The organism is Pseudomonas sp. SDO5522_S412 (assembly GCF_054071215.1).
In genome coordinates this window covers 1-24,946 of the sequence record NZ_JBSVWQ010000006.1, presented here as the reverse complement: position 1 = coordinate 24,946, position 24,946 = coordinate 1, and the positions used below count along the sequence as shown (strand labels likewise).

At 60.0% G+C, this 24,946-nt stretch carries 28 protein-coding genes; 16 read left to right on the top strand and 12 right to left on the bottom strand.

What is annotated here, in order from left to right:
- Positions 1–75 precede the first annotated feature (75 nt).
- From ACW9I6_RS02905 to ACW9I6_RS02895, 3 genes are all read left to right on the top strand, one after another.
- On the top strand, positions 76–1,497 hold the full coding sequence (locus tag ACW9I6_RS02905; RefSeq protein WP_102368437.1) for an MltF family protein: 1,422 nt from the start codon (positions 76–78) through the stop codon (positions 1,495–1,497).
- A 104-nt stretch (positions 1,498–1,601) separates the two neighbouring features.
- On the top strand, positions 1,602–2,036 hold the full coding sequence (locus ACW9I6_RS02900) for a DoxX family protein (protein ID WP_003218737.1): 435 nt from the start codon (positions 1,602–1,604) through the stop codon (positions 2,034–2,036).
- A gap of 255 nt (positions 2,037–2,291) precedes the next feature.
- Positions 2,292–2,600, top strand: coding sequence for a hypothetical protein (locus ACW9I6_RS02895; RefSeq protein WP_003218736.1), 309 nt, complete (start codon positions 2,292–2,294; stop codon positions 2,598–2,600).
- Positions 2,601–2,604: 4 nt separating this feature from the next.
- Here ACW9I6_RS02895 and ACW9I6_RS02890 read toward each other — a convergent pair whose 3' ends face one another.
- From ACW9I6_RS02890 to ACW9I6_RS02880, 3 genes are read right to left on the bottom strand one after another with little or no spacing between them, the layout of a single operon-like run.
- On the bottom strand, positions 2,605–4,410 hold the full coding sequence (locus ACW9I6_RS02890) for a Gldg family protein (RefSeq protein WP_457338855.1): 1,806 nt from the start codon (positions 4,408–4,410) through the stop codon (positions 2,605–2,607).
- Between the two features lie 15 nt (positions 4,411–4,425).
- Entirely contained in the window at positions 4,426–5,151 is a 726-nt protein-coding gene (locus tag ACW9I6_RS02885) for an ABC transporter permease (RefSeq protein WP_003218734.1), read from the bottom strand.
- Positions 5,148–6,074 carry an ABC transporter ATP-binding protein gene (locus ACW9I6_RS02880; protein ID WP_457338854.1) on the bottom strand — a complete coding sequence of 309 codons (927 nt, stop codon included), beginning with the start codon at positions 6,072–6,074 and terminating at the stop codon, positions 5,148–5,150. Before ACW9I6_RS02880 ends, ACW9I6_RS02885 begins: the two co-directional genes overlap by 4 nt.
- 304 nt (positions 6,075–6,378) lie before the next feature.
- Here ACW9I6_RS02880 and ACW9I6_RS02875 point away from each other — a divergent pair, with 304 nt between their 5' ends.
- Both ACW9I6_RS02875 and greB read left to right on the top strand, forming a co-directional pair.
- Positions 6,379–7,608 (top strand): hypothetical protein, encoded by a 1,230-nt coding sequence (locus ACW9I6_RS02875; protein WP_177008076.1) that lies wholly within the window; start codon positions 6,379–6,381, stop codon positions 7,606–7,608.
- A gap of 152 nt (positions 7,609–7,760) precedes the next feature.
- Entirely contained in the window at positions 7,761–8,234 is a 474-nt protein-coding gene (gene greB / locus ACW9I6_RS02870) for a transcription elongation factor GreB (RefSeq protein WP_008437752.1), read from the top strand.
- A 46-nt stretch (positions 8,235–8,280) separates the two neighbouring features.
- On the opposite strand, the gene ACW9I6_RS02865 is transcribed toward greB, so the two are convergent.
- Both ACW9I6_RS02865 and ACW9I6_RS02860 read right to left on the bottom strand, forming a co-directional pair.
- Complete coding sequence (locus tag ACW9I6_RS02865) at positions 8,281–10,791, bottom strand: ABC transporter permease (RefSeq protein WP_457338853.1); 2,511 nt, start codon at positions 10,789–10,791, stop codon at positions 8,281–8,283.
- Entirely contained in the window at positions 10,791–11,474 is a 684-nt protein-coding gene (locus ACW9I6_RS02860) for an ABC transporter ATP-binding protein (protein ID WP_003218726.1), read from the bottom strand. Before ACW9I6_RS02860 ends, ACW9I6_RS02865 begins: the two co-directional genes overlap by 1 nt.
- Before the next feature lie 10 nt (positions 11,475–11,484).
- Here ACW9I6_RS02860 and ACW9I6_RS02855 point away from each other — a divergent pair, with 10 nt between their 5' ends.
- The 3 genes from ACW9I6_RS02855 to ACW9I6_RS02845 all read left to right on the top strand — a co-directional run bounded on the left by ACW9I6_RS02855 (position 11,485) and on the right by ACW9I6_RS02845 (position 13,483).
- Positions 11,485–12,090 carry an arylesterase gene (locus ACW9I6_RS02855; RefSeq protein ID WP_457338852.1) on the top strand — a complete coding sequence of 202 codons (606 nt, stop codon included), beginning with the start codon at positions 11,485–11,487 and terminating at the stop codon, positions 12,088–12,090.
- A 58-nt stretch (positions 12,091–12,148) separates the two neighbouring features.
- Positions 12,149–12,442, top strand: coding sequence for a hypothetical protein (locus tag ACW9I6_RS02850; RefSeq protein ID WP_003218723.1), 294 nt, complete (start codon positions 12,149–12,151; stop codon positions 12,440–12,442).
- A gap of 72 nt (positions 12,443–12,514) precedes the next feature.
- Entirely contained in the window at positions 12,515–13,483 is a 969-nt protein-coding gene (locus ACW9I6_RS02845; RefSeq protein ID WP_008437756.1) for a L,D-transpeptidase family protein, read from the top strand.
- A 131-nt stretch (positions 13,484–13,614) separates the two neighbouring features.
- Here the strand turns inward: ACW9I6_RS02845 and oprI are convergent, their stop codons facing one another.
- Complete coding sequence (gene oprI / locus ACW9I6_RS02840; protein WP_003172710.1) at positions 13,615–13,866, bottom strand: outer membrane lipoprotei OprI; 252 nt, start codon at positions 13,864–13,866, stop codon at positions 13,615–13,617.
- A 626-nt stretch (positions 13,867–14,492) separates the two neighbouring features.
- Here oprI and ACW9I6_RS02835 point away from each other — a divergent pair.
- On the top strand, positions 14,493–14,774 hold the full coding sequence (locus ACW9I6_RS02835; RefSeq protein ID WP_003189869.1) for a GNAT family N-acetyltransferase: 282 nt from the start codon (positions 14,493–14,495) through the stop codon (positions 14,772–14,774).
- Between the two features lie 114 nt (positions 14,775–14,888).
- Here ACW9I6_RS02835 and ACW9I6_RS02830 read toward each other — a convergent pair whose 3' ends face one another.
- Together ACW9I6_RS02830 and ACW9I6_RS02825 are read right to left on the bottom strand one after the other, a co-directional pair.
- Positions 14,889–15,965 carry a 3-deoxy-7-phosphoheptulonate synthase gene (locus ACW9I6_RS02830; protein WP_003218719.1) on the bottom strand — a complete coding sequence of 359 codons (1,077 nt, stop codon included), beginning with the start codon at positions 15,963–15,965 and terminating at the stop codon, positions 14,889–14,891.
- A gap of 133 nt (positions 15,966–16,098) precedes the next feature.
- A complete protein-coding gene (locus tag ACW9I6_RS02825; RefSeq protein WP_003218717.1) occupies positions 16,099–16,533 on the bottom strand; it encodes a PilZ domain-containing protein in 435 nt (144 codons plus the stop codon).
- Between ACW9I6_RS02825 and ACW9I6_RS02820 the strand changes: the two genes are divergently transcribed.
- The 5 genes from ACW9I6_RS02820 (at position 16,532) to cysB (ending at position 20,458) form a co-directional block, all read left to right on the top strand.
- Positions 16,532–16,924, top strand: coding sequence for a YbbN family protein (locus ACW9I6_RS02820; RefSeq protein WP_102605075.1), 393 nt, complete (start codon positions 16,532–16,534; stop codon positions 16,922–16,924). The two genes, ACW9I6_RS02825 and ACW9I6_RS02820, sit on opposite strands and share 2 nt — an antisense overlap.
- Positions 16,921–17,883, top strand: a complete 963-nt coding sequence (locus ACW9I6_RS02815; protein WP_008437763.1) for a putative 2-dehydropantoate 2-reductase — start codon at positions 16,921–16,923, stop codon at positions 17,881–17,883. The genes ACW9I6_RS02820 and ACW9I6_RS02815 overlap by 4 nt, the downstream gene beginning before the upstream one ends.
- Positions 17,884–17,897: 14 nt before the next feature.
- Entirely contained in the window at positions 17,898–18,815 is a 918-nt protein-coding gene (locus ACW9I6_RS02810) for a 5'-nucleotidase (RefSeq protein ID WP_003218711.1), read from the top strand.
- 63 nt (positions 18,816–18,878) lie between these two features.
- Positions 18,879–19,379, top strand: coding sequence for a universal stress protein (locus ACW9I6_RS02805; RefSeq protein ID WP_003218709.1), 501 nt, complete (start codon positions 18,879–18,881; stop codon positions 19,377–19,379).
- A gap of 104 nt (positions 19,380–19,483) precedes the next feature.
- Positions 19,484–20,458, top strand: coding sequence for an HTH-type transcriptional regulator CysB (gene cysB, locus ACW9I6_RS02800; RefSeq protein ID WP_003218707.1), 975 nt, complete (start codon positions 19,484–19,486; stop codon positions 20,456–20,458).
- Positions 20,459–20,463: 5 nt separating this feature from the next.
- On the opposite strand, the gene ACW9I6_RS02795 is transcribed toward cysB, so the two are convergent.
- The gene (locus ACW9I6_RS02795) at positions 20,464–20,946 is read right to left on the bottom strand and encodes a GreA/GreB family elongation factor (RefSeq protein WP_003218705.1); all 483 of its coding nucleotides are present in this window, start codon (positions 20,944–20,946) and stop codon (positions 20,464–20,466) included.
- Positions 20,947–20,961: 15 nt separating this feature from the next.
- Positions 20,962–21,330: a hypothetical protein gene (locus ACW9I6_RS02790; protein WP_003218702.1), complete on the bottom strand. Its 369-nt coding sequence runs from the start codon at positions 21,328–21,330 to the stop codon at positions 20,962–20,964.
- A 131-nt stretch (positions 21,331–21,461) separates the two neighbouring features.
- Between ACW9I6_RS02790 and earP the strand changes: the two genes are divergently transcribed.
- Positions 21,462–22,595, top strand: coding sequence for an elongation factor P maturation arginine rhamnosyltransferase EarP (gene earP, locus ACW9I6_RS02785; protein WP_457338851.1), 1,134 nt, complete (start codon positions 21,462–21,464; stop codon positions 22,593–22,595).
- Between the two features lie 49 nt (positions 22,596–22,644).
- Positions 22,645–23,217 carry an elongation factor P gene (locus ACW9I6_RS02780; RefSeq protein ID WP_003218698.1) on the top strand — a complete coding sequence of 191 codons (573 nt, stop codon included), beginning with the start codon at positions 22,645–22,647 and terminating at the stop codon, positions 23,215–23,217.
- A 67-nt stretch (positions 23,218–23,284) separates the two neighbouring features.
- Here ACW9I6_RS02780 and ACW9I6_RS02775 read toward each other — a convergent pair whose 3' ends face one another.
- Together ACW9I6_RS02775 and ACW9I6_RS02770 are read right to left on the bottom strand one after the other, a co-directional pair.
- Positions 23,285–24,301, bottom strand: coding sequence for an alpha/beta hydrolase (locus ACW9I6_RS02775; RefSeq protein WP_134325998.1), 1,017 nt, complete (start codon positions 24,299–24,301; stop codon positions 23,285–23,287).
- A gap of 25 nt (positions 24,302–24,326) precedes the next feature.
- Complete coding sequence (locus ACW9I6_RS02770; RefSeq protein ID WP_003218695.1) at positions 24,327–24,746, bottom strand: organic hydroperoxide resistance protein; 420 nt, start codon at positions 24,744–24,746, stop codon at positions 24,327–24,329.
- Between the last annotated feature and the right edge of the window lie 200 nt (positions 24,747–24,946).

Here is a 24,946-nt window from a genome sequence, read left to right as displayed (position 1 = left end):
TGGCGCTCTGTTTCTGTCCCCCAACGCCTCGTTTTTCGCGAAGCAATGGGCAGTATTCTTTCTTCCGGAGAGCGGATGATCCGACCCTCGGCGTTGCTTGTGTTGTGCCTGACGTTACTGCTGCCCATGGCGGCGGTTGCGCGTCTGGACGGGCCGCTGGAAGTGACCCGGCCCGGCAAGGTCCGCGACCTTGCGGAAATCCGCAGCAGCCGCACCTTGCGGGTATTGGTCAACCAGAGCCGCAACAGTTCCGGCGAAGTCCAGGGCCAGGCCATCGGCGTTGAATACCATCGCCTGCGCGCTTTCGAGCAATACCTCAACGGTCACGCCCGTGACGGCGAGGAAATCAACCTCAAGATTATTCCCAAGGCCAAGGATCAGCTGATTGGCGCATTGGCCCGTGGCGAGGGCGACCTGGTGGCACCCGGCGAATTGCTGGATGTGAAGGCCGCCCACAAGATTGCCACCAGCGACCCGATCGCCAGCGACGTGCCGTTATGGCTGGTGGGGCTGAAGGGCGAGCGGCGGTTTACCCGGCTGGAGCAACTGTCCGGGCGCACGCTGGCCTTGACCACGGGCAGTGCCGCGTCGGATGCGATCAGCCAGGTCAACCAGAAGCTGGCGCTGCACAAATTGCCGCCGGTGAAGGTGGAATGGGTGGATCCGAGCCTCGCGGTAGAGGACGTGCTGGAGATGGTCCAGGCCGGGATTTTCCACCTGACCATTGTCGAGCGGCCGATTGCCGAACGCTGGGCGAAGATCCTGCCCAAGCTGCGTTTCGACCGGCAAGTGACCATCAGCGAGCCGGGCGAAGAGTATTGGTTTGTGCGCCAGGATGCCTCGATGCTGCGGGCCAGTATTGATCGCTTCCTCAAGACCTACCGCACGCCGTCCGATCAGGATGTGGCGTTCCAGCGCATCTACCGCCGCCTCTACCAGGTACGTTATCCACTGGCTCGCGTCGACCGCCAGCGCCTGGAAAAACTGCGCCCGGTGCTGCAAAAGCATGCCCGCGAGCAGGGCATGGACTGGCTGAACCTGGCCGCGCTGGCGTTCAAGGAGTCTGCCCTGGACCCTGGCGCTCGCAGCAGCGGCGGCCCCACCGGGCTGATGCAGATCACGCCATCGGCGGCGCAGCGGGTCGGGGTGAACAACATCGAAAGCCTGGACAACAATGTGCAGGCGGGCGCGCGGTACCTGGCGATGATCCGGCGCAAGTTCTTCTCAAGCCCCAAGCTCAACGAGCGCGAGCGCATGGCGTTTGTGCTGGCGGCCTACAACATGGGGCCCGAGCGGGTCCAGGGAATGCGTGCCGAGGCGCGGCGGCGGGGGCTTAACCCAAACCAATGGTTTTTCCAGGTCGAGCGCATTGCCATGGAGCAGGTGGGAATGAGCGGCGTCAGCTATGTTAATAGCGTGAACAAGTATTACCTGGCGTTTGATCGTGAGCGGGAGTCGTTGGAGCCGGCAGCGCCACGGGTTGCCTCACGTAAATAATCTATTAATTCGATAATTATGAGCCGCTTTATCGGCTTTTATCATTGTTTAAACTGATTAATATAGCGGCCAACCCAACCCCTACCTTGAAAAGGATTATCAGTATGAGCCCATTGATCACCCGCATCCTCTCCACCCGCGCCGGCTACGGCCTGACTGTCCTGCGGATTTTTGTCGGGATCATCTTCGCCGCCCACGGTTCGCAAAAACTCTTTGGCTGGTTTGGCGGCGGCGGCCTGGCGGGCACTGCCCAGTGGATGGAAAGTATCGGCCTGGCCCCAGGTACCCTGATGGCGGTGCTGTCCGGTGGTACCGAGTTCTTCGCCGGGCTGGCGCTGATCATTGGCTTGCTGGCACGGCCGGCGGCACTCGGCCTGTCGATCATTTCCCTGGTGGCGATTTTCTCGGTGCATATCCATAACGGTTTGTTCATGGCCAATAACGGCTACGAGTTCGCCCTGGCGCTGCTGGGCGGTACGCTGGCCGTGTTGTTGGAAGGTGCGGGCAAATTGTCCGCAGACCGCGCCATCACTCACTGATACCGCGAACCCCCCTTAAAAGGCCCGCCCAGTGCGGGCCTTTTCGTTGCTCGGGATTCTTGACACCGCCCTACAGGCTTCTCTAGGATGTTGCCCATGCGCCGATTTAAACAGCTAATTGCGGGGCGCCACCGGTGACTGATCACAGTCCCGACAGAAGCCAGAGCCATGGGCCAGCTTCGAAATTCCGCTAAAGCGCTGGTTCGGTGTTGCCTCTCACCTGCCCGCAGACTTTTGAGGCAGAGACACGACACAATGAATGCACTACGCCCCCTCATACGCCTGGCCCCGATCACCGCGGACCTGACCCAACGCAATCCTAAAATCCTCTTGGGCGGCAAGCATCAGCCGACGTTGCTGCGCTATCTTGATGGCTGGCCGCGCCGCACGGGGCGGCCTTCGGCCTTTCTGATCCAGTTTGTCGAAGACGGCGACTCCCTTGCGCGCTTTGCGTCCAACAGCTTCGACCTGGCCGTCATTCAGGCACCCAGTGCCAGCGACGCGGGCGAAGTGATACGCCAACTGACCCGCATTGCCCGGCAAGGGCTGATCGCCCGGCGTTGAGCCCTCAGTAGAATGCTGCTGAAGGCAGGTGCCGGTGACGGCGACGCAACAGGAAAATACCCCCCGCAATCAGGCACAGTATCAGCGGTACAGGCACGATATTGAGCAGCTTCACTTTGCGTTCCAGGGCGTGAACCTCGGCGTATGACTGGACCTTCAACGCGTGAATTTCCATGGGGATTCGCAACCGCTCCTTGTTGAGCGCTTGCAGCAGTGTGTTGGAGGTTGCAGCCTGAGGGCCCGGGGAAATTGTCGGGGGGTTGAGCAGTTGCCATTCCTTTTCCGTTTGTTCCAGGCGTTGCGCCAGTTCGGCGGATTTCTCACCGTAGGCCAGTGCCGCGTCTTCGCGCATTGCCTGCAGCACCTGCAGTGATCGAGCACCGCCTGCGCGGGGGCGAATGTTCATCAGTGCATCGGGCGCCGCCAGGTTGTCCAGGGTGTTCAATACAAACATCGCGTTATCTGACAACGGGCTACCCGCCGCGCGATGCTTCTGGAGCATTCCAGACACACGATCGCTGAGCAGGTCAGTGTCGGCGACCACGACCACATGGATGTTCGCAGCCTTTTGCAAGCCGGTGTTACGCCCACTGATGCCGTCAGGAAAGGCGGAATAGGCGGGCCCTTCGACGCGGGCGGCGATCACCTGTTGTTGAGCGCGAGTGGCTGTTTCATTGATCAGTGAATTGAACTGCGCTGGCAGGGCGAAGCGCTCTGCCTCAAACAGCGCGGCGTGCGCGGAGCTTTGCAGCAACGGGGTGAAGGTCATGCGGCTTCTCTTGGCAGGGACCAGGGCGCCGCTGCTCAAGACGTTGACGTTGTGAAGTTTCCAGGCGCTGATGTCATCCTGTGCCATCGCCTGGCGGGGCAAGGTCAGTGCCGCGGGATGGCGCACAGGCGGCTGGCCTGTGGTCAGGATCACCGAAGTGGCATAGTCGCGATCGGCAATCACCTTGTTCGCGGGCATCTGGATGCCCCAGGCGGACAGCAATGCCTCCAGCCTGGGGTTTTCCGGGGCCGTGACGCTGGTGTCCAGCCCGACAAGCGGGTCGATAAACATCATCAACTTGCCTGCGCCCAATACAAACTGGTCTATTGCGTAAAGGGTTTGGTCAGGCAGGTTGCCGGGATGAACCACCATCAGGGTTTTGACGTGTTCAGGAATTTGCGCGATACCCGGCTCCAGGCTCACCACGTTGAACTGGCGACGGATCTCCTGCAACACCTGCCAGGGAGGCGTATTAACGCCGTTGCGTTCATCTCGCTCACCGTTTATTGGCAGCCGGGAGATCACGCCCATGACGGGTTGCTCGGGGTGGATCACCTTATGAATCAAATGGCTGATTTCATACTCCAGCAGTGACTCCCGGTCCGGGCTGAATGACGGGATGCTATGGGGCGCATGGCCCGCGCTGGTACCCACCAGGCCGAAGAATCCGTGTTGTTCGTCAAGTCCCAGTAACCTGGCTTTGTATTCATCTTCAGAAAAAGGGGTGGGGTCGATGAGGTGCAGGTTGACTTTGCCCTTTGCCGCTTTTTCATATTCCTTGAGCAACAGCTCTACCCGTTTAGCGTAGCTTTCAACGGCGTTGGCTTTGTGTGCACGGTTGCTTGAATTGAAGAAGTACAGATCCACCGGTCTTTCCAGTGAACCGAGCATAGTCTGTACAGGATCGGAAAGTGTATGGATGTTCTGTTCCGAAAAATCCAGCCGTGGATTTGGAAGTTTCAGTGCCCAGACCAGGTTAAAAGCGAGAAACAGTAACAGGAGCGTGATAATTGTGAGGCTGGCACTTAGTCGCGTTTTCATCGTGATGTGTCCCTCTCAACCGTTTCTTACATTCAGGACAATGACCGTCGCGCCAAGAAAGGCGATGATCATACTGATGAAGTACAAACTGTCTTGAAGAGCCAGTACCCCTTGGTCAATGGCGTCAAAACGCGCAGACGGGCTCAGGGAAAGAAGGCGGTCAATCAGCCATACCGGAACTTGATGTTCAATCGCATCAAGAATGGATGACAGGCCACTGGCGGTCAGCAGCAAGCACAGGGTTACGGTGAATATAATCGCGCGATGGTGTGTCAGTGCGCAGATAAAACAACCCACGGATAGATAACATCCGGCCAATACCCAACTTCCCAGGTATTGTGACGCAATGACTGTATTGTCCGGATTGCCAAAATAGTTGACGGTGATAACTATCGGGAAGGTCAACAGCAGGGCCACGCCAGAAACAATCCAGGCCGCCAGAAACTTTCCGACCACTATCTCGAAGCGTGTGACGGGCAGGGTTTTCAGGAACTCCATGGAACCGGTGGTGGGCTCGTCGGCCCAAAGCCGAGTGCATAGGACAGGTGTCAACAGTAAGTAGAGCCAGGGGTGCAACTGGAAGAAGCCCTGCAAGTCGGCACTGCCGACTTCCAGTAACCGGGTTGCATGGAAGCCAAATACAGCAGCGGCGGTCAGGAAAACCGCAGTGCTCAGGTAAGTGAGGGGAGCCGAAAGATAACTGACCAGTTGACGCTTGAATATGACCGGGAGAAGTTTCAAATCGATGCCTCCTGGCTCATATGGTGCACAACGTCATCCAGGCGCCCGGCTTCCAGGTTCAGGGCATTGAGCTTCCAGCGGCGCTGGGTGACCAGTGCATTGATGTGGGGGTAGATGATTTGCCCCGGCAGGGCGAGTACGGTCACTGTGCCGGGAGTCTCGCGGTCTTCCTCGATGCCGGCGACCCCGGGCAATACCGCCAGGGCCAACAGGTCCAGCGGTGTGTCGGCTGCAAGGGTGACCGCCTGGTGATGACGGGAGCTGCGCTGCAGTTCGGGCACCGACGTGTCTGCCACCAATCGGCCGTCGGCTATCACCAGTGCGCGGGTACAAATACCGGTCAGTTCTTCCGGCGCACGGGACGCGACAATGACCGTCATCTCGTCGCTGAGCGACTTGATGAGCATTCTGACTTTGTGTTTCTGGTCGGCACTCAGACCTTCTGTTGGCTCGTCGAGCAACAGCAGGCCGGGGTCATGCAGGATTGCCTGGGCGATGGCTACCTTGCGTTTCAACCCGTCCGTGAGAGTTTCCACCGGGCTTTTGAGTATCCGCCACAACTCAAGCCGTGCAACTGCCCGGTCAATCATCTTGCGTTTTTCCGCGCCGCGGAATCCGCGTATTTCGGCAATGAAACCGAGAAAGGCCTTTACACTCATTGCACCATGGCTCAAGAGTCGCTCTGGCTGGTAGCCGGTGACTTTCTTTGCCTGGAATGCGTTCAGGGCGATATCGTTACCGAATATTTTTATATGGCCTGATGAGGGTGTAGTCGAGCCTGAGATCATTTTGATAATAGTTGTTTTTCCCGCACCATCATTTCCAAACAGCCCGAGGCATTCCTGGGGTTGGGCGTTGAATGAGAAGTCATGAATAATGTTTTTTCCGCCCATGGTTTTTGTCAGGCTCGTTATCTCGATCATTATGCTTTTCTACTGAATGGATATGGCAAGGCTGGATTAACCTGGGTGAACAGCAGGTTGTGAATGTTCGAAATTCAATGCTTGAAATCTTTTTATGTTGAAGCTTTTCCGACGTCGCACTGTTAAAAAATGGTACGTTCAATAAACGCTCTTGGAAATGCTGAGGGGGCTGAATAAGATAAGTCCTACATGCCAGACTATGACTCGCTGAAACAATTGTTTTGCTTTTGATGATTTAATTACAGTCGTTGTTTATTTGGTGTTTATTTAAAGTTTATGCCAATTTGAAATGGAGCCTGATGTCATGCTGCTTCTACGTACCCTTGTTCTTGAACAGTCCGGGCATGATGCACCGGTCAATGGTGCACTGCTTTGTGGTTTTGCGGTGGCGCAGATCTCTTCAAACTTTCTTGCCTACAGTCTGGATGAAGAAACAGAGCCCGGTAGTTCACGGGTGTACATCGCAGCGTTGCGCAAAAAGTCCGAACGTTACTTTCTGGGGGCGATAGACTCCAAGGAAGACCTGCAAATAGCGACCCATGTCTTCAAGCAAATCCTGACGCTCGCGGCTGCTCCCGGGGCAAAATCTGCAAGCAGCGGCGAAACTCAGATTCCCTTTCATTTTGTTGATTTGAAAGGCTGCAAATTGCCCCCGGCCAGGCCTGAAGATCATCACTCGTTGACGATCAAGAAATCCCTGGTGATGAAGGTGATTACCCTGGGAACGTCGGCGCCCGGTTTGCCCGCCATTGAAAGCAATACGTTGATCGTGCCGTCGATTCGTTTCTCCTCAAGAATGGTGTCTGCTCCCAGGTCCCCCGATCCTTCAGAGCCTGCGCGGTCATTGCCCGAGCCGGTGGCGCAGGCGCCCGAGGCTGAGCTCGAGATATCCGAGCCGCTCGTTGAGGCGCCACTACAGGCACCGATCGAGGCGCCTGCTGTCGCTGCGCCAGTGCCGGCGCCCATAGTCCAACAACCTGAACCGGTCCCCCAGGCGCCGCCGCCCATGCCTGCCCGGAATGAGTCATCCTCGTTGTTTGAAGTGGACGATACGCTGGCCAATCTTTCCCGATTGTCACAGGAGCTGACGCAGCAAAAGCTCAGCGTGCTCAAGCAGGAAGAAGCGCTTGATCAGTTGCGTCTCGAACTGCGCCAGGAAAAGGCTGACCTTGAGCAGGAGAGTCAGCGGAGTGCCGACAGGATTGCCGAAAAGGAAACGTCCCTGGAACAGTTGGCCCGCACGCTGGCCCTCCGGGAGGAGCATCTGGCTGGCAGCTCGGCGCTGAACCAGACAGAGCAGCGTCGAATGGACGAGCGTGCGCGCTACCTGGAGAGCCAGGAAGCCCAGTTGCATGACCGTGACCTTGCGGTGCGCCTCAAGGAGCAACAGCTGACGGCTGCGCTGTTCCAGTTGCCTGTCCTGCGGGACAACCTGAGGGTTACGCTTCAATCCCTGGATGAGTCACTTGCATGGCTTGGCGAGAACGGGCGCGGCCAGCCTGAATGCGGCCCGACCCAGACGGAGGCTGACTGATACGCGTCGTTGCCGGAATCCGCCGGTGGGTCTGGCTACTTTCCCGAGTTCATTTATCATCGACCCCCACAGCCGACATCGGGCGTTAAATGCGTTGTGCCTGATGCGGCAGCGGGTCTGAAAAATGCAAACTTCCAGGGGATGTAGAGCTTTTGAGCACCAAGCTGATTACCAAAGAAGGTCATGAGGCCCTGAAAAAGGAGCTTGATTACCTGTGGCGAGAAAAGCGCCCTGATACCACCCGCAAAGTGACGTGGGCGGCCTCCCTGGGGGACAGGAGCGAAAACGCCGACTACCAGTACAACAAGAAGCTGCTGCGGGAAATTGATCGTCGGGTGCGTTATTTGCGCAAGCGCCTGGAAGACATGCGCGTGGTCGAGTACATGCCCGAGCAGGAAGGGAAGGTGTTTTTCGGCGCCTGGGTGGAGATTGAAAACGAACAGGGCGAGACCAAGCGGTTTCGCATCGTGGGGTACGACGAGATCTATGAGCGTATGGACTACATCTCCATCGACTCACCCATGGCCCGGGCACTGTTGCGCAAGGAAGTGGATGACGAGGCGCTCGTGCAGACCCCGAGTGGCGAAGTGTGCTGGTGGATCACCGCTATCGAATATGTGAAGTGACAACGGATGGCCCGTACGCATGAACGCGTGCGGGCCATTTGCGTTTTCAGCCCTCGCGCAGCACCGTCAACGGGCTGGCATTCAGTGCGCGGCGGGTGCCGAACACGCCGGCACCGCCGATCAGCACGGCGCCGATCACCGGCAGCAGCAATAGCCACGGATGCGGGTGCCAGGTCAGGTCGAACGCGTAGCGGTACAGCACCAGTGTCACCAGTTCAGTGCCCAGCGCTGCCAACAGCCCGCTGACTGCGCCCAACAACCCGAACTCGATACGCCGGGCCTTGACCAGCAACTTGCGCTCAGCCCCCAGCGCCCGCAGCAGGGCGCCCTGGCGAATCCGCTCATCGAGGGTTGCCTGGAGCCCGGAGAACAACACGGCCATCCCCGCTGCCAGGACAAACAACAGCACGTACTCCACCGCCAGGGTGACCTGGGCCAGGATGCTGCGCAGTTGTTCCAGCAGTGCCTCCACCTGCAGGATGGTCACCGCCGGGAAGGCCCGGGACAGGTCGACGATCTGTTGGTCATGGCCGGGTGCGAGGTAGAAGCTGGTCAGGTAGGTGGCCGGCAGGTCCTTCAGGGTGCCGGGCTGGAAGATCATGAAGAAGTTGGGCTGGAAGTTGTCCCAGTTGATTTCCCGCAGGCTGGTGACCCGCGCTTCGCGGTTTTCCCCGCCGACGGTAAACACCAGGTGATCGTTGAGCTTGAGTTTCAGGCTGTCGGCGACCTTGGCCTCCACCGAGACGCCTGGAATCTCGTCGGTCGGTTGCGCCGTCCACCAGGAGCCCGCCGTCAGCTTGTTGCCCGGTGGCAGGTCGGCGGCCCAGGTCAGGCTCAAGTCTCGCTGTACTGCACGATCGCCGCTGGAGTCCTTGCTGACAATCTCCTGCACTGTCGAGCCATTGATGCTAATCAGTCGTCCCGGTACCACCGGATACAACGGAGCCGATTGCGCCTGTAATTCCAGCAGGCGTGCGCCGAAGGTGTCTTTGTCGGCGGGCAGGATGTTCAGGGCGAAATAGTTGGGGGCGTCCTTGGGCAACTGGTTCTGCCAGGTGTCCAGCAATTCGCCGCGCAACAACGCGATCAAGCCCATGGATAACAGGATCAGCCCGAACGCCAGTGACTGCCCCGCGGCGGCCAGGGGATGACGCAGCAACTGGCCCAGCCCCAGGCGCCAGGGCAGGGAGGCCCGGGCCAGCAGGCGTCGCAGGCTTTGCAGCAACAGGAGCAGCAGGCCGCCGAGAACCAGCGCGGCAATCACGCCGCCGCCCAGCAGGGCGAAGGTCAGCACCAGGTCGAGGCTCAGGCGCCACATGATCAGGCCCAGGGCGAAGAGCGCCGCACCATAGACCATCCAGGTGCTGGAAGGGATTGGCAGCAAGTCGCGGCGCAATACCCGCAGTGGCGGCACCCGCCCCAGGGCGGCCAGCGGCGGCAGGGCGAAACCGGCGAGGGCTACCAGCCCGGTGCCAATCCCGGCAACGGCCGGCAGCAGCCCGCCGGGTGGAACGTCCGCCGGCAGCAGGTCATGCAACAGCGCAAACAGGCCCAATTGCGCCAGCCAGCCGAGCAGGGCGCCGGTCAGGCTGGCCAGCAACCCCAGCACGGCCAATTGCAGGCTGAACAGCAACATGGTTTCGCGTCGCGACAACCCGAGGCAGCGCAGCAAGGCGCTGGCATCAAAGCGTCGGCTGGCGAAGCGATTGGCCGAGAGCGCCACGGCCACGCCGGAGAGCAGCACCGCCACCAGGCTGGCCATGTTCAAGTAACGTTCGGCCTTGCCCAGCGCGCCGCCGATCTGCTGGTTGCCGTCGCGCGCATCCTGCAGCCGCTGGTTGGCAGCCAGGCCGGGCTTGACCAGGTCGCGATAGGTTTGCAGCACGGTGCCGCCTTGTGGCGCGCGCCACAGGTCGCGATAACTCACGCGACTGCCGGGCTGCACCACACCGGTGGCGTCAAGGTCGGCCAGGTTGATCATCACCCTGGGCGTCAGGCTATAGAAGTTGCCGGCGCGATCCGGCTCATAGGTCAGCACGCGCGAAAGGCGCAGGGTCTTCATGCCGACGTCGATGCTGTCGCCGATTTTCAGGTTCAGTGCCGTCAACAGCCGTGCTTCCACCCAGGCTTCACCGGGTTTGGGGCCACCTCCGGCAGTTTCTTCGGCGAAGGGTTCGGCGGCGCTCTTCAGCTCGCCGCGCAACGGATACGCCTCGTTGACCGCCTTGATGCTGGACAGCTGGATGCCAGCGTCAGTGGCAATCACGCTGGAGAATTCCACCACCCTGGCGTGCTGCAGGCCCAGCTCGGTGCCACTCTGGATTTGCTCGGTGCGGGCGGGTGAACTGCCTTCCAGCACCAGGTCGGCCGCCAGGAACTCGGTGGCGCGCAACATCATCGCGCCGTTCAGGCGGGCACCGAAGTAACCGATGGCGGTGCTGGCGGCCACGGCCACCAGCAGGGCGAAGAACAGCACACGCAGTTCGCCGGCGCGGGCATCGCGCAGCAACTGGCGAAGGGCAAGGCTGAACAGGCGCAACAAGGGCAAGCGTGCCATCAAGGCTCCAGGGGCGCGACCATCAGGCCGGCTTCAAGACGGATCAGGCGACGGCAACGGTGGGCCAGGCGCTCGTCATGGGTCACCAGCACCAGGGTCGTGCCGCTCTCTTTGTTGAGTTCGAACAGCAGGTCGCTGATGCGCTCGCCGGTATGGCTGTCGAGGTTGCCGGTGGGTTCATCGGCAAACAGCACGTCCGGTTCGGCAGCAAACGCCCGGGCAATCGCTACCCGTTGCTGCTCACCCCCCGAGAGTTGGCGCGGCGAGTGGGTGAGACGCTGGCCCAGGCCGACACGCTCCAGCAGGTGTTTGGCGCGCTCGCGGGCGTCCTTGCGACCGTCCAGCTCCAGGGGCAGCATCACGTTTTCCAGCGCGTTGAGGCTGTCGAGCAACTGGAAGGACTGGAACACAAACCCCACGTGCTCGGCGCGGATGCGTGCACGCTGGTCTTCGTCGAGGGTACTCAGGGCCTGGCCGGCGAGGGTGACTTCGCCACTGCTGGGCAGGTCGAGGCCGGCCAGCAGGCCGAGGAGGGTGGATTTGCCGGAACCGGAGGCGCCGACGATAGCCAGGCTATCGCCCTTGTTCAGTTCCAGGCTCAGTTCGTGCAGGATAGTCAGTTCACCTTCCGCGCTGGGAACCACTTTGCTAAGGTTTCGCGCGGTGAGAATGCTTGCGCCCATGGAGAATCCAATGCGAATGTGGTTTTTGAGTGCTGGCCTGGCCTTGATGTGCATGGCCCAGAACGCAGCGGCGGGTACAGTCCTGATCGTTGGCGATAGTATCAGTGCCGGTTTCGGGCTGGATACCAGCAAAGGGTGGGTAGCGTTGTTGGGACAACGGCTCAAGAGCGAAGGTTTCGACGATAAAGTGGTCAACGCCTCTATCAGCGGCGACACCAGTGCCGGGGGCCTGGCACGGCTGCCGGCGGCGCTTGCAGAGCATAAGCCGGACCTGGTGATCATCGAGCTGGGCGGCAATGACGGCCTGCGTGGGCAGCCACCCGAGCAATTGAAACAAAATCTTGCATCGATGATTGAACAGTCCAAGGCCAGCGGTGCCAAGGTGCTGCTGCTGGGCATGCAGTTGCCGCCTAATTACGGGCCGAAATACACCACCGCGTTTGCTAATGTCTACCCGGCCCTGGCCAAGGAAAAAAGCGTCCCGCTGGTGCCGTTTTTCCTTGAAGGCGTCGGTGGTCATCCAGAGCTGATGCAGGCTGACCAATTGCACCCGGCGGTTGGCGCGCAGGGCAAGTTGCTGGAAAATGTCTGGCCAACGCTAAAACCACTGCTATGACGCTTTTCTAGCAGCGGTCTTTCGGCTAAGGTGGCGCCCCCCCGATTTGGAGCCCCCGATGTCGCGTCCTGCCTGGTCACTGTTTGCCTACCAACTGATCGAGCCTGACGAACAGCTGGATCTGTTCGCCTGCCAGGAAGTCCGGGTGCATCTGGTGACGCGTCAATTGGAGTTGGGCGGGTCCATCGACCGCACCCTCTGCGGCACGTTGTTGCCTGCCCAGCCGCGCTGGTCATCGGTGGATCGCTCGATCTTCCAGGACCAGCGTTTGTGCCCCCTGTGCCGGGCGATCCTCGAGTCGCAAAAACGCGGCACACCGCCGATCTGGCCAGAGCTGCGCTTCGAGCTTTGAATATGGGTGCCCGCCGGGCAGCCGTGTACAATCCATTTTCTACTACCCGTCGATCTGCGAAGGAATTCCCGGATGTTGTCGCGCCTTTCCGCCGTCACCTGCTGCCTGTCTCTCGCTGCGCTCTGCGCGGCCGGTCCTGCTGCAGCCTTGCAGTTGCCTTTGCCGCCACCGGGTGAAGATATCGTTGGCCAGGTCCAGGTGATCAAGGCCAAGTACGAAGATACCTTCGCGGACCTCGGCACCACCTACGACCTGGGTTATTCGGAGATGGTCGCGGCCAACCCGGGCGTGGATGCCTGGCTGCCGGGAGCGGGTACCGAGATCGTGTTGCCGACGCGCTTCATCCTGCCGCCCGGCCCGCGTGAAGGCATTGTGATCAACCTGGCGGAATACCGGCTCTACTACTACCCCAAGGGCCAGAACGTGGTGTACACGTTCCCGTTGGGGATTGGCCGTGAAGGCTGGGGCTCGCCAGTGGCCCACACCACCATCACGGGCAAGATCCCGAACCCGACCTGGACCCCGCCAGCCTCGATCAAGGCAGAACACGCCGCCAATGGCGACCCGTTGCCCAACGTCGTGCCGGCGGGCCCGGACAACCCGCTGGGGCCGTTCAAGTTCACCCTCGGCACGCCGGGCTACCTGATCCACGGTTCCAACATGAAGTTCGGCATCGGTACCCGTACCAGCCACGGTTGCTTCCGCATGTTCAACAACAACGTGCTGGAAATGGCCGACATGGTGCCGGTGGGCACGTCGGTGCGGATTATCAACGACGCCTACAAGTTCGGCGCGGCCGGGGGCAAGGTCTACCTGGAAGCCCATACGCCGCTGAACGACGATGGCACCCCATCGGTCGTCGACAAGCACACCGCCGTCATCAACGCCTTGCTCAAGCGTGAAGACCTGTCCAGCAACCTGCGGGTCAACTGGGACCAGGTGCGTGACGTGGTTGCGGCTGAAGACGGTTTGCCGACGGAAATCGGTGTACCCGGCGGGGCGCCGATGGTGTCGAGTACGCCGGTCGATCTGCAGCAGTAAGCCTGCACGATCCATAACCCGTTATCGCCTCGCGCGGTGACGGGTTTTTATTGTCTGGAATCCAGCCAAATCACAGGCAAAAAAAAGCCGATCCAAGAATGGATCGGCTTGATAACAACCCCGGAGGATTATTACTTGCGGCTTGCTTTTTCAAGCATGCGCAGAGCGCGCTCGTTAGCTTCGTCAGCAGTCTGTTGTGCTTTTTGAGCAGCAGCCAGAGCTTCATCAGCTTTACGGTAGGCTTCGTCTGCACGAGCCTGGGAGCGTGCTGCTGCGTCTTCAGTTGCAGTCAGACGAGCTTCGGTTTCTTTGGAGACGCTGCTGCAACCGGTAGCCAGAACTGCGGCCAGAGCCAGAGCAGAGAATTTCAGAACGTTGTTCATCGTGTTCCCCTTCAAGGACTTTCTATTAAATGGCTACTTTCTCAGAGTGAGCTAATAGCCGGCGTACATACTACCCATTACTTGTAGTAAGTAAACTGACGTAGCGCAAGAAGCAAAAAAAATTCTCGCGTCCAATCTATTTTGGCTAATCTTTCGAGAGTCTGTATAAAAAATATGCAGATTTTTGCACTCGGCCGAGGATTGGATCCAGCCTGAAAGGGCCGGCTGGCATGTGTTAAGCCATGTAAACATAAGTCATTTTATATATCGTCCCTGACACTATTGTTCAGATTGTCTTTTCGCCATTCGGTATCTTTTGTGCATGTTGAGGTGACTTTAAGAGCGCGTGTTCGTCTCAAGCTTCAACTGCCGGCAATGTTCAGGCCATCGACGTAAGGAATCTCGATTGGCCCTTTCTATGTCCGCCAGCGCAACGGAAGACGAGCGCGTCTTGAGCAATTGTGCGATTGGCGCCTACTATTTCCCTGTGCTGGTTGTGAGCGCTAGTGCAAGGCACTGGCCGCTTTTCTCGTTGTCGAAACCGGCACCGGGTGGCGTAGATGTTCCTTCGCCGGAAAAACATCGGTAAGGTAGGGGTCAGAAACCAAGACCCGCGAGGAGTAGTGATGAGCGAGGCGTTGTCCATCCACCATGACCAGGCTGGTCATCAGTTCGAGACCAATGTGGACGGTCATCGTGCCTATCTGACCTATATGGATCTCGGGAAGCAGACCCTGGATATCTATCGCACCTTCGTGCCCAACGCATTGCGCGGCCGTGGCATTGCTGCCGCGCTGACCGAGGAAGCGTTGAAGTTCGCCGAAGAGGCAGGTTATACGGTGATCCCGTCCTGCTCCTACGTTGAGCGCTACATGGAGCGCCACCAGCGCCATGCCGCGAAGCTTTGAGCATTGAGTAGGGCGGGATGCAGGGCATCCCAGGATGCATTCCCACGCAGGGCGGGGGAACGATCAAAAAAAACGCCGGGTTTAGCCCGGCGTTTTTGTGTCCGCAGTCTGTGCTCAGCCGCGCTGGCGCTTGGGCAACACGTCCTTGAGCTTGGCGTGCATGCTGCGCAAGGTGGTTTCGGTGGCAGACCAGTCGATGCACGCATCGGTGATCGACACGCCGTATTGCAGGTCGGCCAGGTCCTTTGGAATCGCCTGGCAGCCCCAGTTCAGGTGGCTTTCGACCATCAGGCCGATGATCGACTGGTTGCCTTCCAGAATCTGGTTGGCCACGTTCTCCATCACCAGCGGTTGCAGGGCCGGGTCCTTGTTGGAGTTGGCGTGGCTGCAATCGACCATGATGTTCGGCTTGATCTTCGCCTTGTTCAGCGCCTGTTCGCACAGGGCCACGCTGACCGAATCATAGTTGGGCTTGCCATTGCCGCCACGCAGTACCACGTGACCGTAGGCGTTGCCCTTGGTGGTGACGATGGACACGCCACCTTCCTGGTTGATGCCCAGGAAGCGGTGCGGGCTGGAGACCGACTGCAGGGCGTTGATCGCCACGGTCAGGCCGCCATCGGTACCGTTCTTGAAACCCACGGCCGAGGACAGGCCGGAAGCCATTTCGCGGTGAGTCTGGGATTCGGTGGTGCGTGCACCAATTGCCGACCAGCTGATCAGGTCTTGCAGGTACTGCGGGGAAATCGGGTCCAGGGCTTCGGTTGCCGTCGGCAGGCCCATTTCCGCCAGGTCCAGCAGCAATTGACGACCGATGTGCAGGCCATCCTGGATCTTGAACGAGTCGTCCAGGTACGGGTCGTTGATCAAGCCTTTCCAGCCGACGGTGGTACGCGGCTTCTCGAAATAGACACGCATCACCAGGTACAAGGTGTCGGACACTTCCGCCGCCAGCACCTTCAGGCGCTCGGCGTATTCGTGGGCAGCCTTGAGGTCATGGATCGAGCACGGCCCGATGACCACGAACAGGCGGTGGTCGGTGCCGTCGAGAATCTCACGGATGACTTCGCGGCCCTTGGTGACGGTCTGCAGGGCAGCGTCGCTCAGGGGGATTTCGCGCTTGAGCTGATCGGGCGTGATCAGGGTCTCGTTGGATTCGACGTTAAGGTCGTTGATCGGTAAATCAGCCATCGTGTTACTCGTCAGGGTCACGGGTGCCGGCCGCCAGCGATCCCCGTGCGGCGGAGCACAGCATGATTTAAGTGCAGCGGGGAGCGGAACCTTAGCGCGTTACAAGGCTGCGAGACAATGGGCAACGTCCGCTTTAATCCAGCGCTGGCAGCACAAAAGCCTCATGGGAGAACTCGCCGGCATGGCGCGTGACCCATTCCCGGGCCAGCGCTTCGCTCTGCCCGGGTGTGGGCTCGACGCCTTCGTGGAGGCGGCAGTACCGTTCGATCTGGCACACTTGCTCACCCATCCGCGCACCGAACAAGGCCTGCTCATCGGTAAAGGCAATGTCGACGCGGTAGCCGTTTTCGGCCTTGCGGCACCATGCCACATAGCCCGGATAGCGGGCCGTCTGGCCCAGTGAGGGGATGTGCAACTCGATGGCCGCGCCCTGGCGCCAGGCGCGCGGGCAATTGCATGCGACGCCGCCCAGGCCGATAGTGTGCAGCCGTTGGCGGGAAATGCCGGAAATGGGGCGTTGGGTTATTTCGACAGCGACATCATCAGGGTGAGGAAAGAAACGACCCATGCACACGGACTCCGAGCACCGTCCAGTTGACGGCGGTGGCAGCAGTATAGTGAAAGAACTGCAACTTACCGACCTGGATATCGACCAGCAATTACTGGGGCTTCCCGGCACGTCCCTGGTGGTGTTTACCGGTGACGGCTGCTCGCGTTGCCGCTTCCTGCACCAGCAACTGCCGGGTTGGGACTTGCCGGTGGACCGGGTGTGCTGGGTGGATGCGGGTCACAATGGCGGGGCAGTGGAGCGCTACGAGATCTTTCACCTGCCGGCGTTGTTTGTGGTGTGTAACGGGAAATTCCATGGAATATTAGCGTCACTGACGCGTCTGACCGCCAGCGACCTGACTCAAGGTGTGCAGCAGGCGCTCAAACGAATACCAGAGGAGTTGCCATGACCGAAGTAACAAAACAGTCGCCACGGATCGGGATCATCGGCACCGGGGCCATTGGTGGCTACTACGGTGTGATGCTCGCGCGCGCCGGCTTCGATGTGCATTTCCTGCTGCGCAGCGAGTACGCGGCGGTCAGCGAGCGCGGCCTGCAACTCAACAGCACGATCCACGGAACCGTGCACCTTCACCCGGTACAGGCTTATGCCCGCGCCGCCGACATGCCGCCGTGCGACTGGCTGCTGGTGGGCACCAAATCGACCGGGAATGTCGAACTGGCCCCGACCATCGCTCAAGTTGCCGCCCCGGACGCCAGGATAATCCTGTTGCAAAATGGCCTCGACGTAGAGGACAGCCTGCGTGAACACCTGCCGCCGTCGCTGCACCTGCTGGGTGGCCTGTGCTACATCGGCGTGCACCGTTCCGGTCCCGGGATCGTCGAGCATCAGGCGCTGGGCCGGGTCAACCTGGGTTACCACAGTGGCCCCGCGGCCAACGATGACAGCGGTCGGCAAGCCATCGTCGAAGAAGGCGCCGCGCTGTTTCACCAGGCCGGTATCGATTCCCAGGCCATGGCCAATGTGCACCAGGCGCGCTGGCATAAACTGGTGTGGAACGTGCCTTACAACGGCCTCTCGGTATTGTTCGGCACGGGCACCACGGCGATGATGGCGGATGAGTCCAGCCGCGAACTGATCCAGGCGCTGATGGCCGAAGTGGTGCAGGGCGCCCACGCCTGCGGGCATGAGATTCCCGCCAGTTACGCCGGGCAGATGTTCACCATGACCGAGAGCATGGATGACTACTTGCCCAGCATGTATCACGATTACGTGCACAAGCGCCCGCTGGAACTGGCGGCGATCTACGCGCGCCCCTTGGCCGCGGCCAACGCGGCGGGTTGTGAATTGCCACGCATGCAGGCGCTGTATCAGGCCTTGAGTTTTATGGATCGGCATAACCGCTGATTGGGGGGAACACCATGGCGAAGGGATTGGGCGACAAACTGGTGCTGGCGATTTCCTCGCGAGCGCTGTTCGACCTGAGCGAGAGCCACAAGGTCTACCTGGCCCAAGGCGTCGAGGCGTACCGCAAGTACCAGATCGACCACGAGGAAGAAACCCTCGAGCCCGGTGACGCCTTCCCGCTGGTGAAGAAACTCCTGAGCCTCAACGCCAGCCTCGGCCGCGCCCGGGTCGAGGTGGTGCTGGTGTCGCGCAACAGTGCCGACACCGGCTTGCGTGTATTCAATTCGATCCAGCATTACGGGCTCGACATCTCCCGCGCGGCGTTTGTCGGCGGGCGCAGCCCTTATCCTTATCTGGCGGCGTTTGGCTGCCACCTGTTTCTGTCCACCCATGCCGAGGATGTGCGCAGCGCCCTGGATGCCGGGTTTGCCGCAGCGACGATTCTGTCGGGCGGCGCAGGTCGGGCCTCCAGTGCTGAATTGCGGATCGCCTTCGATGGCGACGCGGTGCTGTTTTCCGACGAGTCCGAGCGCGTTTATCAGTCGGGCGGCCTTGAAGCCTTCCAGGCCAGCGAGCGCGAATCCGCCCGCGAGCCGTTGCGCGGCGGCCCATTCAAGGGCTTCCTGGCGGCACTCAACCTGTTGCAGCGCGAGTTCCCCGACGAGTCCTGCCCCATCCGCACTGCGCTGGTGACCGCCCGTTCGGCGCCTTCCCACGAGCGGGTGATTCGCACGCTGCGCGAGTGGGATATCCGTCTCGACGAGTCGCTGTTTCTTGGTGGCCTGGAGAAGTCGGCGTTCCTCGAAGCCTTCGCCGCCGATGTGTTTTTCGATGACCAGGAAGGGCATTGCGAGAAGGCCCGGGAGTTCGTGGCTACCGGTCACGTCCCCCATGGCATCAGTAACGAGTTGAAAATTCAGACCGAGGGCTGAGCACTGCCAAAGGCGCTGCTAAGCTGAATCAATCCCCGCCATCCTGGCTGCCCAGGAGGTTCTATGATTCGTTCGATGCTGTACGCCACTGACCTCGGTCTGTATGCCCCCTATGTGATGCAACATGCCCTGGCGCTGGCGCGAACGTTCAAGGCTGATCTGTATGTGATTCACGTGGTCGAGCCCATCGGGCTGTTCGCCGAATCGGTGTTGCAGAGCTACCTTGATGAGAAGGCCTTGAGTGAATGGCAAAGCCAGGGCCTGACGACGGTGATGGCGACCATCGAACAACGGGTGCTCGACAGTTTTCGCGAGGAGCTGGGGGACGGGGAGCAGGACCTCAAGTTGATCCGTTCGGTGCGGGTGATCCAGGGTGATCCTTGTGAAGTGATTCTCGACCAGTCGCAGAAACTCTCTGTGGATTTGTTGATCGTAGGTAGTCACAGCCAGGCGGTCGGGGTGGCAACACCCCTGGGGAGAACCGCCGCACGGGTGCTGCAGCTGTCCCAGGTGCCGGTGTACCTGGTACCGCTGTTGCAGCGTCGACGCAGCGACGACGTGTGATTGGTAGAAAACGATAAAAAGTTCTAGATTTATCCGTCTAACCTTTAATATAGTTATATACCGTCGCTGATACCCGTGGCGTCTATCCGCTTTGAGGGACACATATGAAGCTTCAACAACTGCGCTACATCTGGGAAGTGGCGCACCACGACCTCAACGTTTCCGCTACTGCTCAAAGCCTTTACACCTCGCAACCCGGTATCAGCAAGCAGATCCGCCTGCTCGAAGATGAGTTGGGCGTTGAAGTGTTCGCACGCAGCGGCAAGCACCTGACCCGTGTCACCCCGGCCGGTGAGCGCATCATCACCACCGCCGGCGAGATCCTGCGCAAGGTCGAAAGCATCAAGCAGATCGCCCAGGAATTCTCCAACGAGAAAAAGGGCACCCTGTCGATCGCCACCACCCACACCCAGGCGCGTTATGCGCTGCCGCCGGTGATCAGCAGCTTTATCAAGCAGTACCCGGACGTGGCCTTGCACATGCACCAGGGCTCGCCGATGCAGATCGCCGAGATGGCCGCCGACGGCACCGTCGATTTCGCGATTGCCACCGAAGCGCTGGAATTGTTCGGCGACCTGGTGATGATGCCGTGCTACCGCTGGAACCGTTGCGTCGTGGTCCCACAAGGCCACCCATTGGCCAAGCTGCCGAAGCTGACCCTGGAAGCCCTGGCTGAATACCCGATCGTGACTTATGTGTTCGGTTTCACCGGCCGTTCGAAACTCGACGAAGCCTTCAGCCATCGCGGCCTGACGCCGAAAGTGGTGTTCACCGCGGCTGACGCCGACGTCATCAAGACTTATGTGCGCCTGGGCCTGGGTGTCGGTATCGTCGCCAAGATGGCGGTCGACACCAAGCTCGACAACGACCTGGTGGTGCTCGATGCCAGCGAGCTGTTCGAGTCCAGCGTGACCAAGATCGGTTTCCGTCGTGGCACCTTCCTGCGTGGTTTCATGTGCGACTTCATCGAAAAGTTCGCGCCGCACCTGACGCGCGAAGTGATGGCCAAGGCCATCCAGTGCCACAACAAGCAGGAACTGGAAGAGCTGTTCGACGGCGTTGAACTACCGGTTCACTGATCGGCTCACTTCACCTCGGTAACAGCAAACTGTTGCCGAGCGCCCCCCACCAGAATCTCCACCTCATCCCCTTCGAACTTGCCCAACAGGCTTTTGCCCAGGGGCGAGCGTGGGGTGATGACGGTCACCGGTTGCCCCACCACATCGACCTTCAAGCCTGCGCCGTCCGGCGCCAGGAATAGCCACTGCTGGCGATCGTTTTCATCTGCCAACCCCAGTAATGCGCCCACTTCGATGCCGCGCTGGTCATCGTAGGCCCGCAGCTGCATGTTCTGGCAGAGCGTCAGCGCCTGCCGGATCTCCTCGACGCGTCGGGCCTGGCCGGCTGCCAGGTAAGAAGCCTCCAGGCCCAGGGTGTCGTACTTGTTCTCGGCGATGTTTTCTTCGTGGGTCGCGGTTTCGTACGCGGTTTGCGCGGCGCGCTGGGCGATATCGAGATCGACCGCGAGCTTGTCCAAAACCAACTGGTGAACGGCGTGTTTATTCATGGGCGGCTTTCGTGATCAATCGCAAAATTGCAGGACGTTGGCCCGGCTCTTGTCGTTGGGGGCGTTCTGGTCCTGTTGCAGCCAGAACTGGCATTTGGGGTTGGACAGGTTGCGCGGGTTGTTGCGGGCCTGGTCCAGGGTTTGCTGTTGCTCCTGCTTGCGCAGGTTCTCCTGGTACTGCTCGAACATCCGGTTCGGCGGCTCCGGTGCAACCACCTCCGGCTTGCCCAGTTGCTGCACCACTCGGGCCACCGGCGCCACGGTTTGCTCGGGCAGGTAGCGGGAAGCCAGCCACACGCTCAGCACAATGGCGATAAACCCCAGCCACAGGCCGAAGGCCACGGCGATACTGAGCTTGAACAGCGAGAACGAACGATCAGACATGGTGGCCTCCTGGCAGGCACGTGCGGCATGGCGCCGATTGTCCCACAGCCGCGCGCAGAATAATCGCGATCAACCCTTCTGTATCGAGGCATTTATACGGACAATCGAGCCTTTGAGCGTTGGAGCCCGGAATGAAAGCCCGCTGGGATATTTTTTGCAGCGTCGTCGATAACTACGGCGACATCGGCGTGACCTGGCGCCTGGCCCGGCAATTGGTGGCGGAACAAGGGTGTGCGGTGCGCTTGTGGGTCGATGACCTGCGGGCGTTCGAACGCATGTGCCCCGAGATTGATGTGCAGGTGCACCAGCAATGGCAAGAGGGCGTCGACGTGCGCTACTGGCCCTCCGACTGGCCGGCGACCGACGCGGCAGACGTGGTGATCGCTGCGTTCGCCTGTCAATTGCCGCCTGACTACATGGAGGCGATGGCCGCACGCGACCGCACGCCGCTGTGGATGAACCTGGATTACCTGAGCGCCGAAGACTGGGTGGTCGGCTGCCACGGTTTGCCCTCGGTGAAATTCAAGGGCGTGCAAAAGTACTTCTTCTTTCCCGGATTCCGTCCCGGCACCGGCGGCTTATTGCGTGAGGCGGGGCTGCTGGAACAGCGCGATGCCTTCCAGCAAGACGCCGCCGCCCGGCAGCAGTTTCTGCAGGCGCTTGGGGTTTTCCCGGTGGACGGTGCGCGGATGATGTCGTTGTTCGCCTATGAAAACGCCGGGCTGGCCAGTTGGCTCGACGTGCTGGCGGCCGATGGGCGCGCCACTCATCTGCTGGTGCCGGAAGGGCGGATCCTCGGAGATGTGCAGGGCTGGCTGGGGGGCGAGTCATTGGAAGTAGGTGATGTGCACCGGCGCGACGGGTTGACCGTGCAAGTGCTGCCGTTTGTGCGCCAGGAGCAATACGACCGGCTGTTGTGGTGCTGCGACTTCAACGCCGTGCGCGGCGAAGACTCGTTCGTGCGGGCGCAATGGGCCGGGCGGCCACTGTTGTGGCATATCTATCGCCAGGACGAAGACATTCACCTGGACAAGCTCGATGCGTTCCTTGAGTTGTATACCGAAGGTCTGTCTCCGGCTGCGAAAGTCGCGTTGGTCGGCCTTTGGCAGGCCTGGAACGCTGATGGCGATATGGCACTTTGCTGGAAAATGCTGCTGGAACACTGGCCGGAAGTGACCGCGAACGCCGAGAAATGGGCTCTGGAACAAGGCTCGCGGACCGATCTTGCGACGGCGCTGGTACAGTTTTATGTAAATTGGATATGATACGCGACCTTGATTTTTGTAAATCCCATCCAAATTTCGGATATTCGCAATGAAAACTGGTAAAGAACTGAAACCCGGTACAGTGATCCGTCTCGAAAACGACCCTTGGCTGGTTCAGAAAGCTGAGTTCACCAAGTCTGGTCGTAACAGCGCAATCATGAAGACCAAGCTGAAGAACCTGCTGACCGGTTACAAGACCGAGATCGTCTACAGCGCCGATGACAAACTGGACGACGTGATCCTCGACCGCAAAGAAGCGACCCTGTCCTTCATCAGCGGCGACACCTACACGTTCATGGACACCACCGACTACACCATGTACGAGCTGAACGCTGAAGACATCGAAGCCGTTCTGCCGTTCGTGGAAGAAGGCATGGAAGACGTCTGCGAAGCTATCTTCTTCGAAGACCGTCTGGTTTCCGTAGAGCTGCCGACCACTATCGTGCGTAAGGTTGCCTACACCGAAGGTTCCGCTCGCGGCGACACCTCGGGCAAGGTGATGAAGCCTGCCAAGCTGGCTAACGGTACCGAACTGCAAGTAGCCGATTTCATCGAAATCGACGACCTGATCGAGATCGACACCCGTGAAGGTGGTTCGTACAAAGGTCGCGCCAAGAAGTAATTCTTGCGCCACCGGTACGATAAAAAAAGCCCGACCATGCGTCGGGCTTTTTTGTGGGTGCCGGTTTTTACTTCAGGTGTTGCTTCAGCTCCTCGGACGCCTGCAGCAGCGCCGAACGAACCTCCGGTACCTGGCTGACGACATTCAGCAAACCGTAGTCATGGATCATGCCGTTGTAGCGCACGGCGGTCACCGGTACACCGGCTTCATCCAGCTTGCGGGCATAGGCTTCGCCTTCGTCACGCAGCACGTCCGAGCCTGCGGTCTGAATCAACGCAGGTGGCAAACCCTTGAGCTGCGCGGTGCTTGCCCGCAGGGGCGACGCATAGATCTCGGCGCGCTGGTTGGTGTCGGTGGTGTAGTTGTCCCAGAACCACTTCATCATGTTGCGGGTCAGGAAGTGGCCTTCGGCAAACTGGTTGTAGGACCCGGTGTCGAAGTTGGCGTCGGTCACCGGCCACAACAGCAGTTGGAACTTGATTGACGGAGTGCCCTTGTCCTTGGCCATCAGGCTGACCACCGCTGCCATGTTGCCGCCGACGCTGTTGCCGGCGACGGCCAGGCGTTTGCCATCAACGTTGATCTCGCTGCCGTGTTCGGCCACCCACTTGGTTGCCCCGTACGCCTGGTTGATCGCCACCGGGTAGTGCGCTTCAGGTGATGGCGTGTAGTTGACGAACACCGCCGCCGCTCCCGACCCCACCACCAGGTCACGTACCAGACGCTCGTGGGTCGGGAAATCCCCGAGTACCCAGCCACCGCCGTGGAAGAACATGAACACTGGCAATGTGCCCTTGACCCCGGCCGGACGCACGATGGTCAGGCTCAGCGGCTGGCCATCGACCTGAATGGTCTTCTGGCTCACGTCGGCCTTGGGCAGCGTCAGTTTCACGCCTGACTGTGCACCTGTCAGCACCGCACGGGCTTCCCTGGGCGTCAGTTGCTCCATCGGTTTGCCGGTGCCGGCGTTCAGTACATCGAGAAACGCCTGGGTGTTGTGCTCCACGTCACCGCCGGCCGCAAAGGCATTGGTGATCGAGAAGGCGAGCAGGGTGCCGGTGAGTACTTTGCCAAATGTGTTCATGTTCTTCTCCAAAAAACCGCGTGGGTCAGACGGTTACGTGCAGGCGTACATCGACGTTGCCACGGGTGGCGTTGGAGTAAGGGCAGACCTGGTGCGCAGCGTCGACCAGGCTTTGCGCGTCGTCCTGGGCCAGGCCGGGCAAGCTGACGTGCAGGTCGATGTCCAGGCCGAAACCGCCGGGGATTTGACCGATGCCGACGTGGGCAGTGATCGAAGCGTCATCCGGGATTTTGCGTTTGGTCTGGCTGGCGACGAATTTCAGGGCACCGATGAAGCAGGCGGAGTAACCGGCGGCGAACAGTTGTTCCGGGTTGGTGGCCTGGCCACCCGCGCCGCCCAGTTCTTTTGGCGTGGAGAGTTTTACATCGAGGATGTTGTCGCTGGAAACAGCACGACCATCACGGCCGCCGGTGGCGGTGGCTACTGCGGTGTAGAGAGCTTGCATGGTGATTTCCTCGTCAGTATATGCGCTAAATGTTTGCGCGCTAAGTAAGTGGCGAGGTGAATGTATCGCGCTAATAGTTAGTGCGCAAGATATATTTGGAAAATATTTTGCGTGCTTTGATAGCCAGGCATTGCACAAACAAATGTGGGAGCGGGCTTGCTCGCGAATGCGGTGTGACAGTCACTAGATGCATTGACTGA

Excerpts from the sequence above, each read along its gene's own strand:
- ACW9I6_RS02775 (WP_134325998.1), bottom strand. The coding sequence starts at position 24,301 with ATGAACACATTTGGCAAAGTACTCACCGGCACCCTGCTCGCCTTCTCG.
- earP (WP_457338851.1), top strand. The coding sequence starts at position 21,462 with ATGAAAGCCCGCTGGGATATTTTTTGCAGCGTCGTCGATAACTACGGC.
- ACW9I6_RS02865 (WP_457338853.1), bottom strand. The coding sequence starts at position 10,791 with ATGGCACGCTTGCCCTTGTTGCGCCTGTTCAGCCTTGCCCTTCGCCAG.
- ACW9I6_RS02880 (WP_457338854.1), bottom strand. The coding sequence starts at position 6,074 with ATGATCGAGATAACGAGCCTGACAAAAACCATGGGCGGAAAAAACATT.
- ACW9I6_RS02780 (WP_003218698.1), top strand. The coding sequence starts at position 22,645 with ATGAAAACTGGTAAAGAACTGAAACCCGGTACAGTGATCCGTCTCGAA.
- ACW9I6_RS02835 (WP_003189869.1), top strand. The coding sequence starts at position 14,493 with ATGAGCGAGGCGTTGTCCATCCACCATGACCAGGCTGGTCATCAGTTC.
- ACW9I6_RS02900 (WP_003218737.1), top strand. The coding sequence starts at position 1,602 with ATGAGCCCATTGATCACCCGCATCCTCTCCACCCGCGCCGGCTACGGC.
- ACW9I6_RS02845 (WP_008437756.1), top strand. The coding sequence starts at position 12,515 with ATGTTGTCGCGCCTTTCCGCCGTCACCTGCTGCCTGTCTCTCGCTGCG.
- ACW9I6_RS02855 (WP_457338852.1), top strand. The coding sequence starts at position 11,485 with ATGCGAATGTGGTTTTTGAGTGCTGGCCTGGCCTTGATGTGCATGGCC.
- ACW9I6_RS02890 (WP_457338855.1), bottom strand. The coding sequence starts at position 4,410 with ATGAAAACGCGACTAAGTGCCAGCCTCACAATTATCACGCTCCTGTTA.
- ACW9I6_RS02860 (WP_003218726.1), bottom strand. The coding sequence starts at position 11,474 with ATGGGCGCAAGCATTCTCACCGCGCGAAACCTTAGCAAAGTGGTTCCC.
- ACW9I6_RS02815 (WP_008437763.1), top strand. The coding sequence starts at position 16,921 with ATGACCGAAGTAACAAAACAGTCGCCACGGATCGGGATCATCGGCACC.
- ACW9I6_RS02795 (WP_003218705.1), bottom strand. The coding sequence starts at position 20,946 with ATGAATAAACACGCCGTTCACCAGTTGGTTTTGGACAAGCTCGCGGTC.
- oprI (WP_003172710.1), bottom strand. The coding sequence starts at position 13,866 with ATGAACAACGTTCTGAAATTCTCTGCTCTGGCTCTGGCCGCAGTTCTG.
- ACW9I6_RS02810 (WP_003218711.1), top strand. The coding sequence starts at position 17,898 with ATGGCGAAGGGATTGGGCGACAAACTGGTGCTGGCGATTTCCTCGCGA.
- ACW9I6_RS02850 (WP_003218723.1), top strand. The coding sequence starts at position 12,149 with ATGTCGCGTCCTGCCTGGTCACTGTTTGCCTACCAACTGATCGAGCCT.
- cysB (WP_003218707.1), top strand. The coding sequence starts at position 19,484 with ATGAAGCTTCAACAACTGCGCTACATCTGGGAAGTGGCGCACCACGAC.
- ACW9I6_RS02830 (WP_003218719.1), bottom strand. The coding sequence starts at position 15,965 with ATGGCTGATTTACCGATCAACGACCTTAACGTCGAATCCAACGAGACC.
- ACW9I6_RS02895 (WP_003218736.1), top strand. The coding sequence starts at position 2,292 with ATGAATGCACTACGCCCCCTCATACGCCTGGCCCCGATCACCGCGGAC.
- ACW9I6_RS02770 (WP_003218695.1), bottom strand. The coding sequence starts at position 24,746 with ATGCAAGCTCTCTACACCGCAGTAGCCACCGCCACCGGCGGCCGTGAT.
- ACW9I6_RS02790 (WP_003218702.1), bottom strand. The coding sequence starts at position 21,330 with ATGTCTGATCGTTCGTTCTCGCTGTTCAAGCTCAGTATCGCCGTGGCC.
- ACW9I6_RS02825 (WP_003218717.1), bottom strand. The coding sequence starts at position 16,533 with ATGGGTCGTTTCTTTCCTCACCCTGATGATGTCGCTGTCGAAATAACC.
- ACW9I6_RS02820 (WP_102605075.1), top strand. The coding sequence starts at position 16,532 with ATGCACACGGACTCCGAGCACCGTCCAGTTGACGGCGGTGGCAGCAGT.
- ACW9I6_RS02805 (WP_003218709.1), top strand. The coding sequence starts at position 18,879 with ATGATTCGTTCGATGCTGTACGCCACTGACCTCGGTCTGTATGCCCCC.
- ACW9I6_RS02905 (WP_102368437.1), top strand. The coding sequence starts at position 76 with ATGATCCGACCCTCGGCGTTGCTTGTGTTGTGCCTGACGTTACTGCTG.
- ACW9I6_RS02875 (WP_177008076.1), top strand. The coding sequence starts at position 6,379 with ATGCTGCTTCTACGTACCCTTGTTCTTGAACAGTCCGGGCATGATGCA.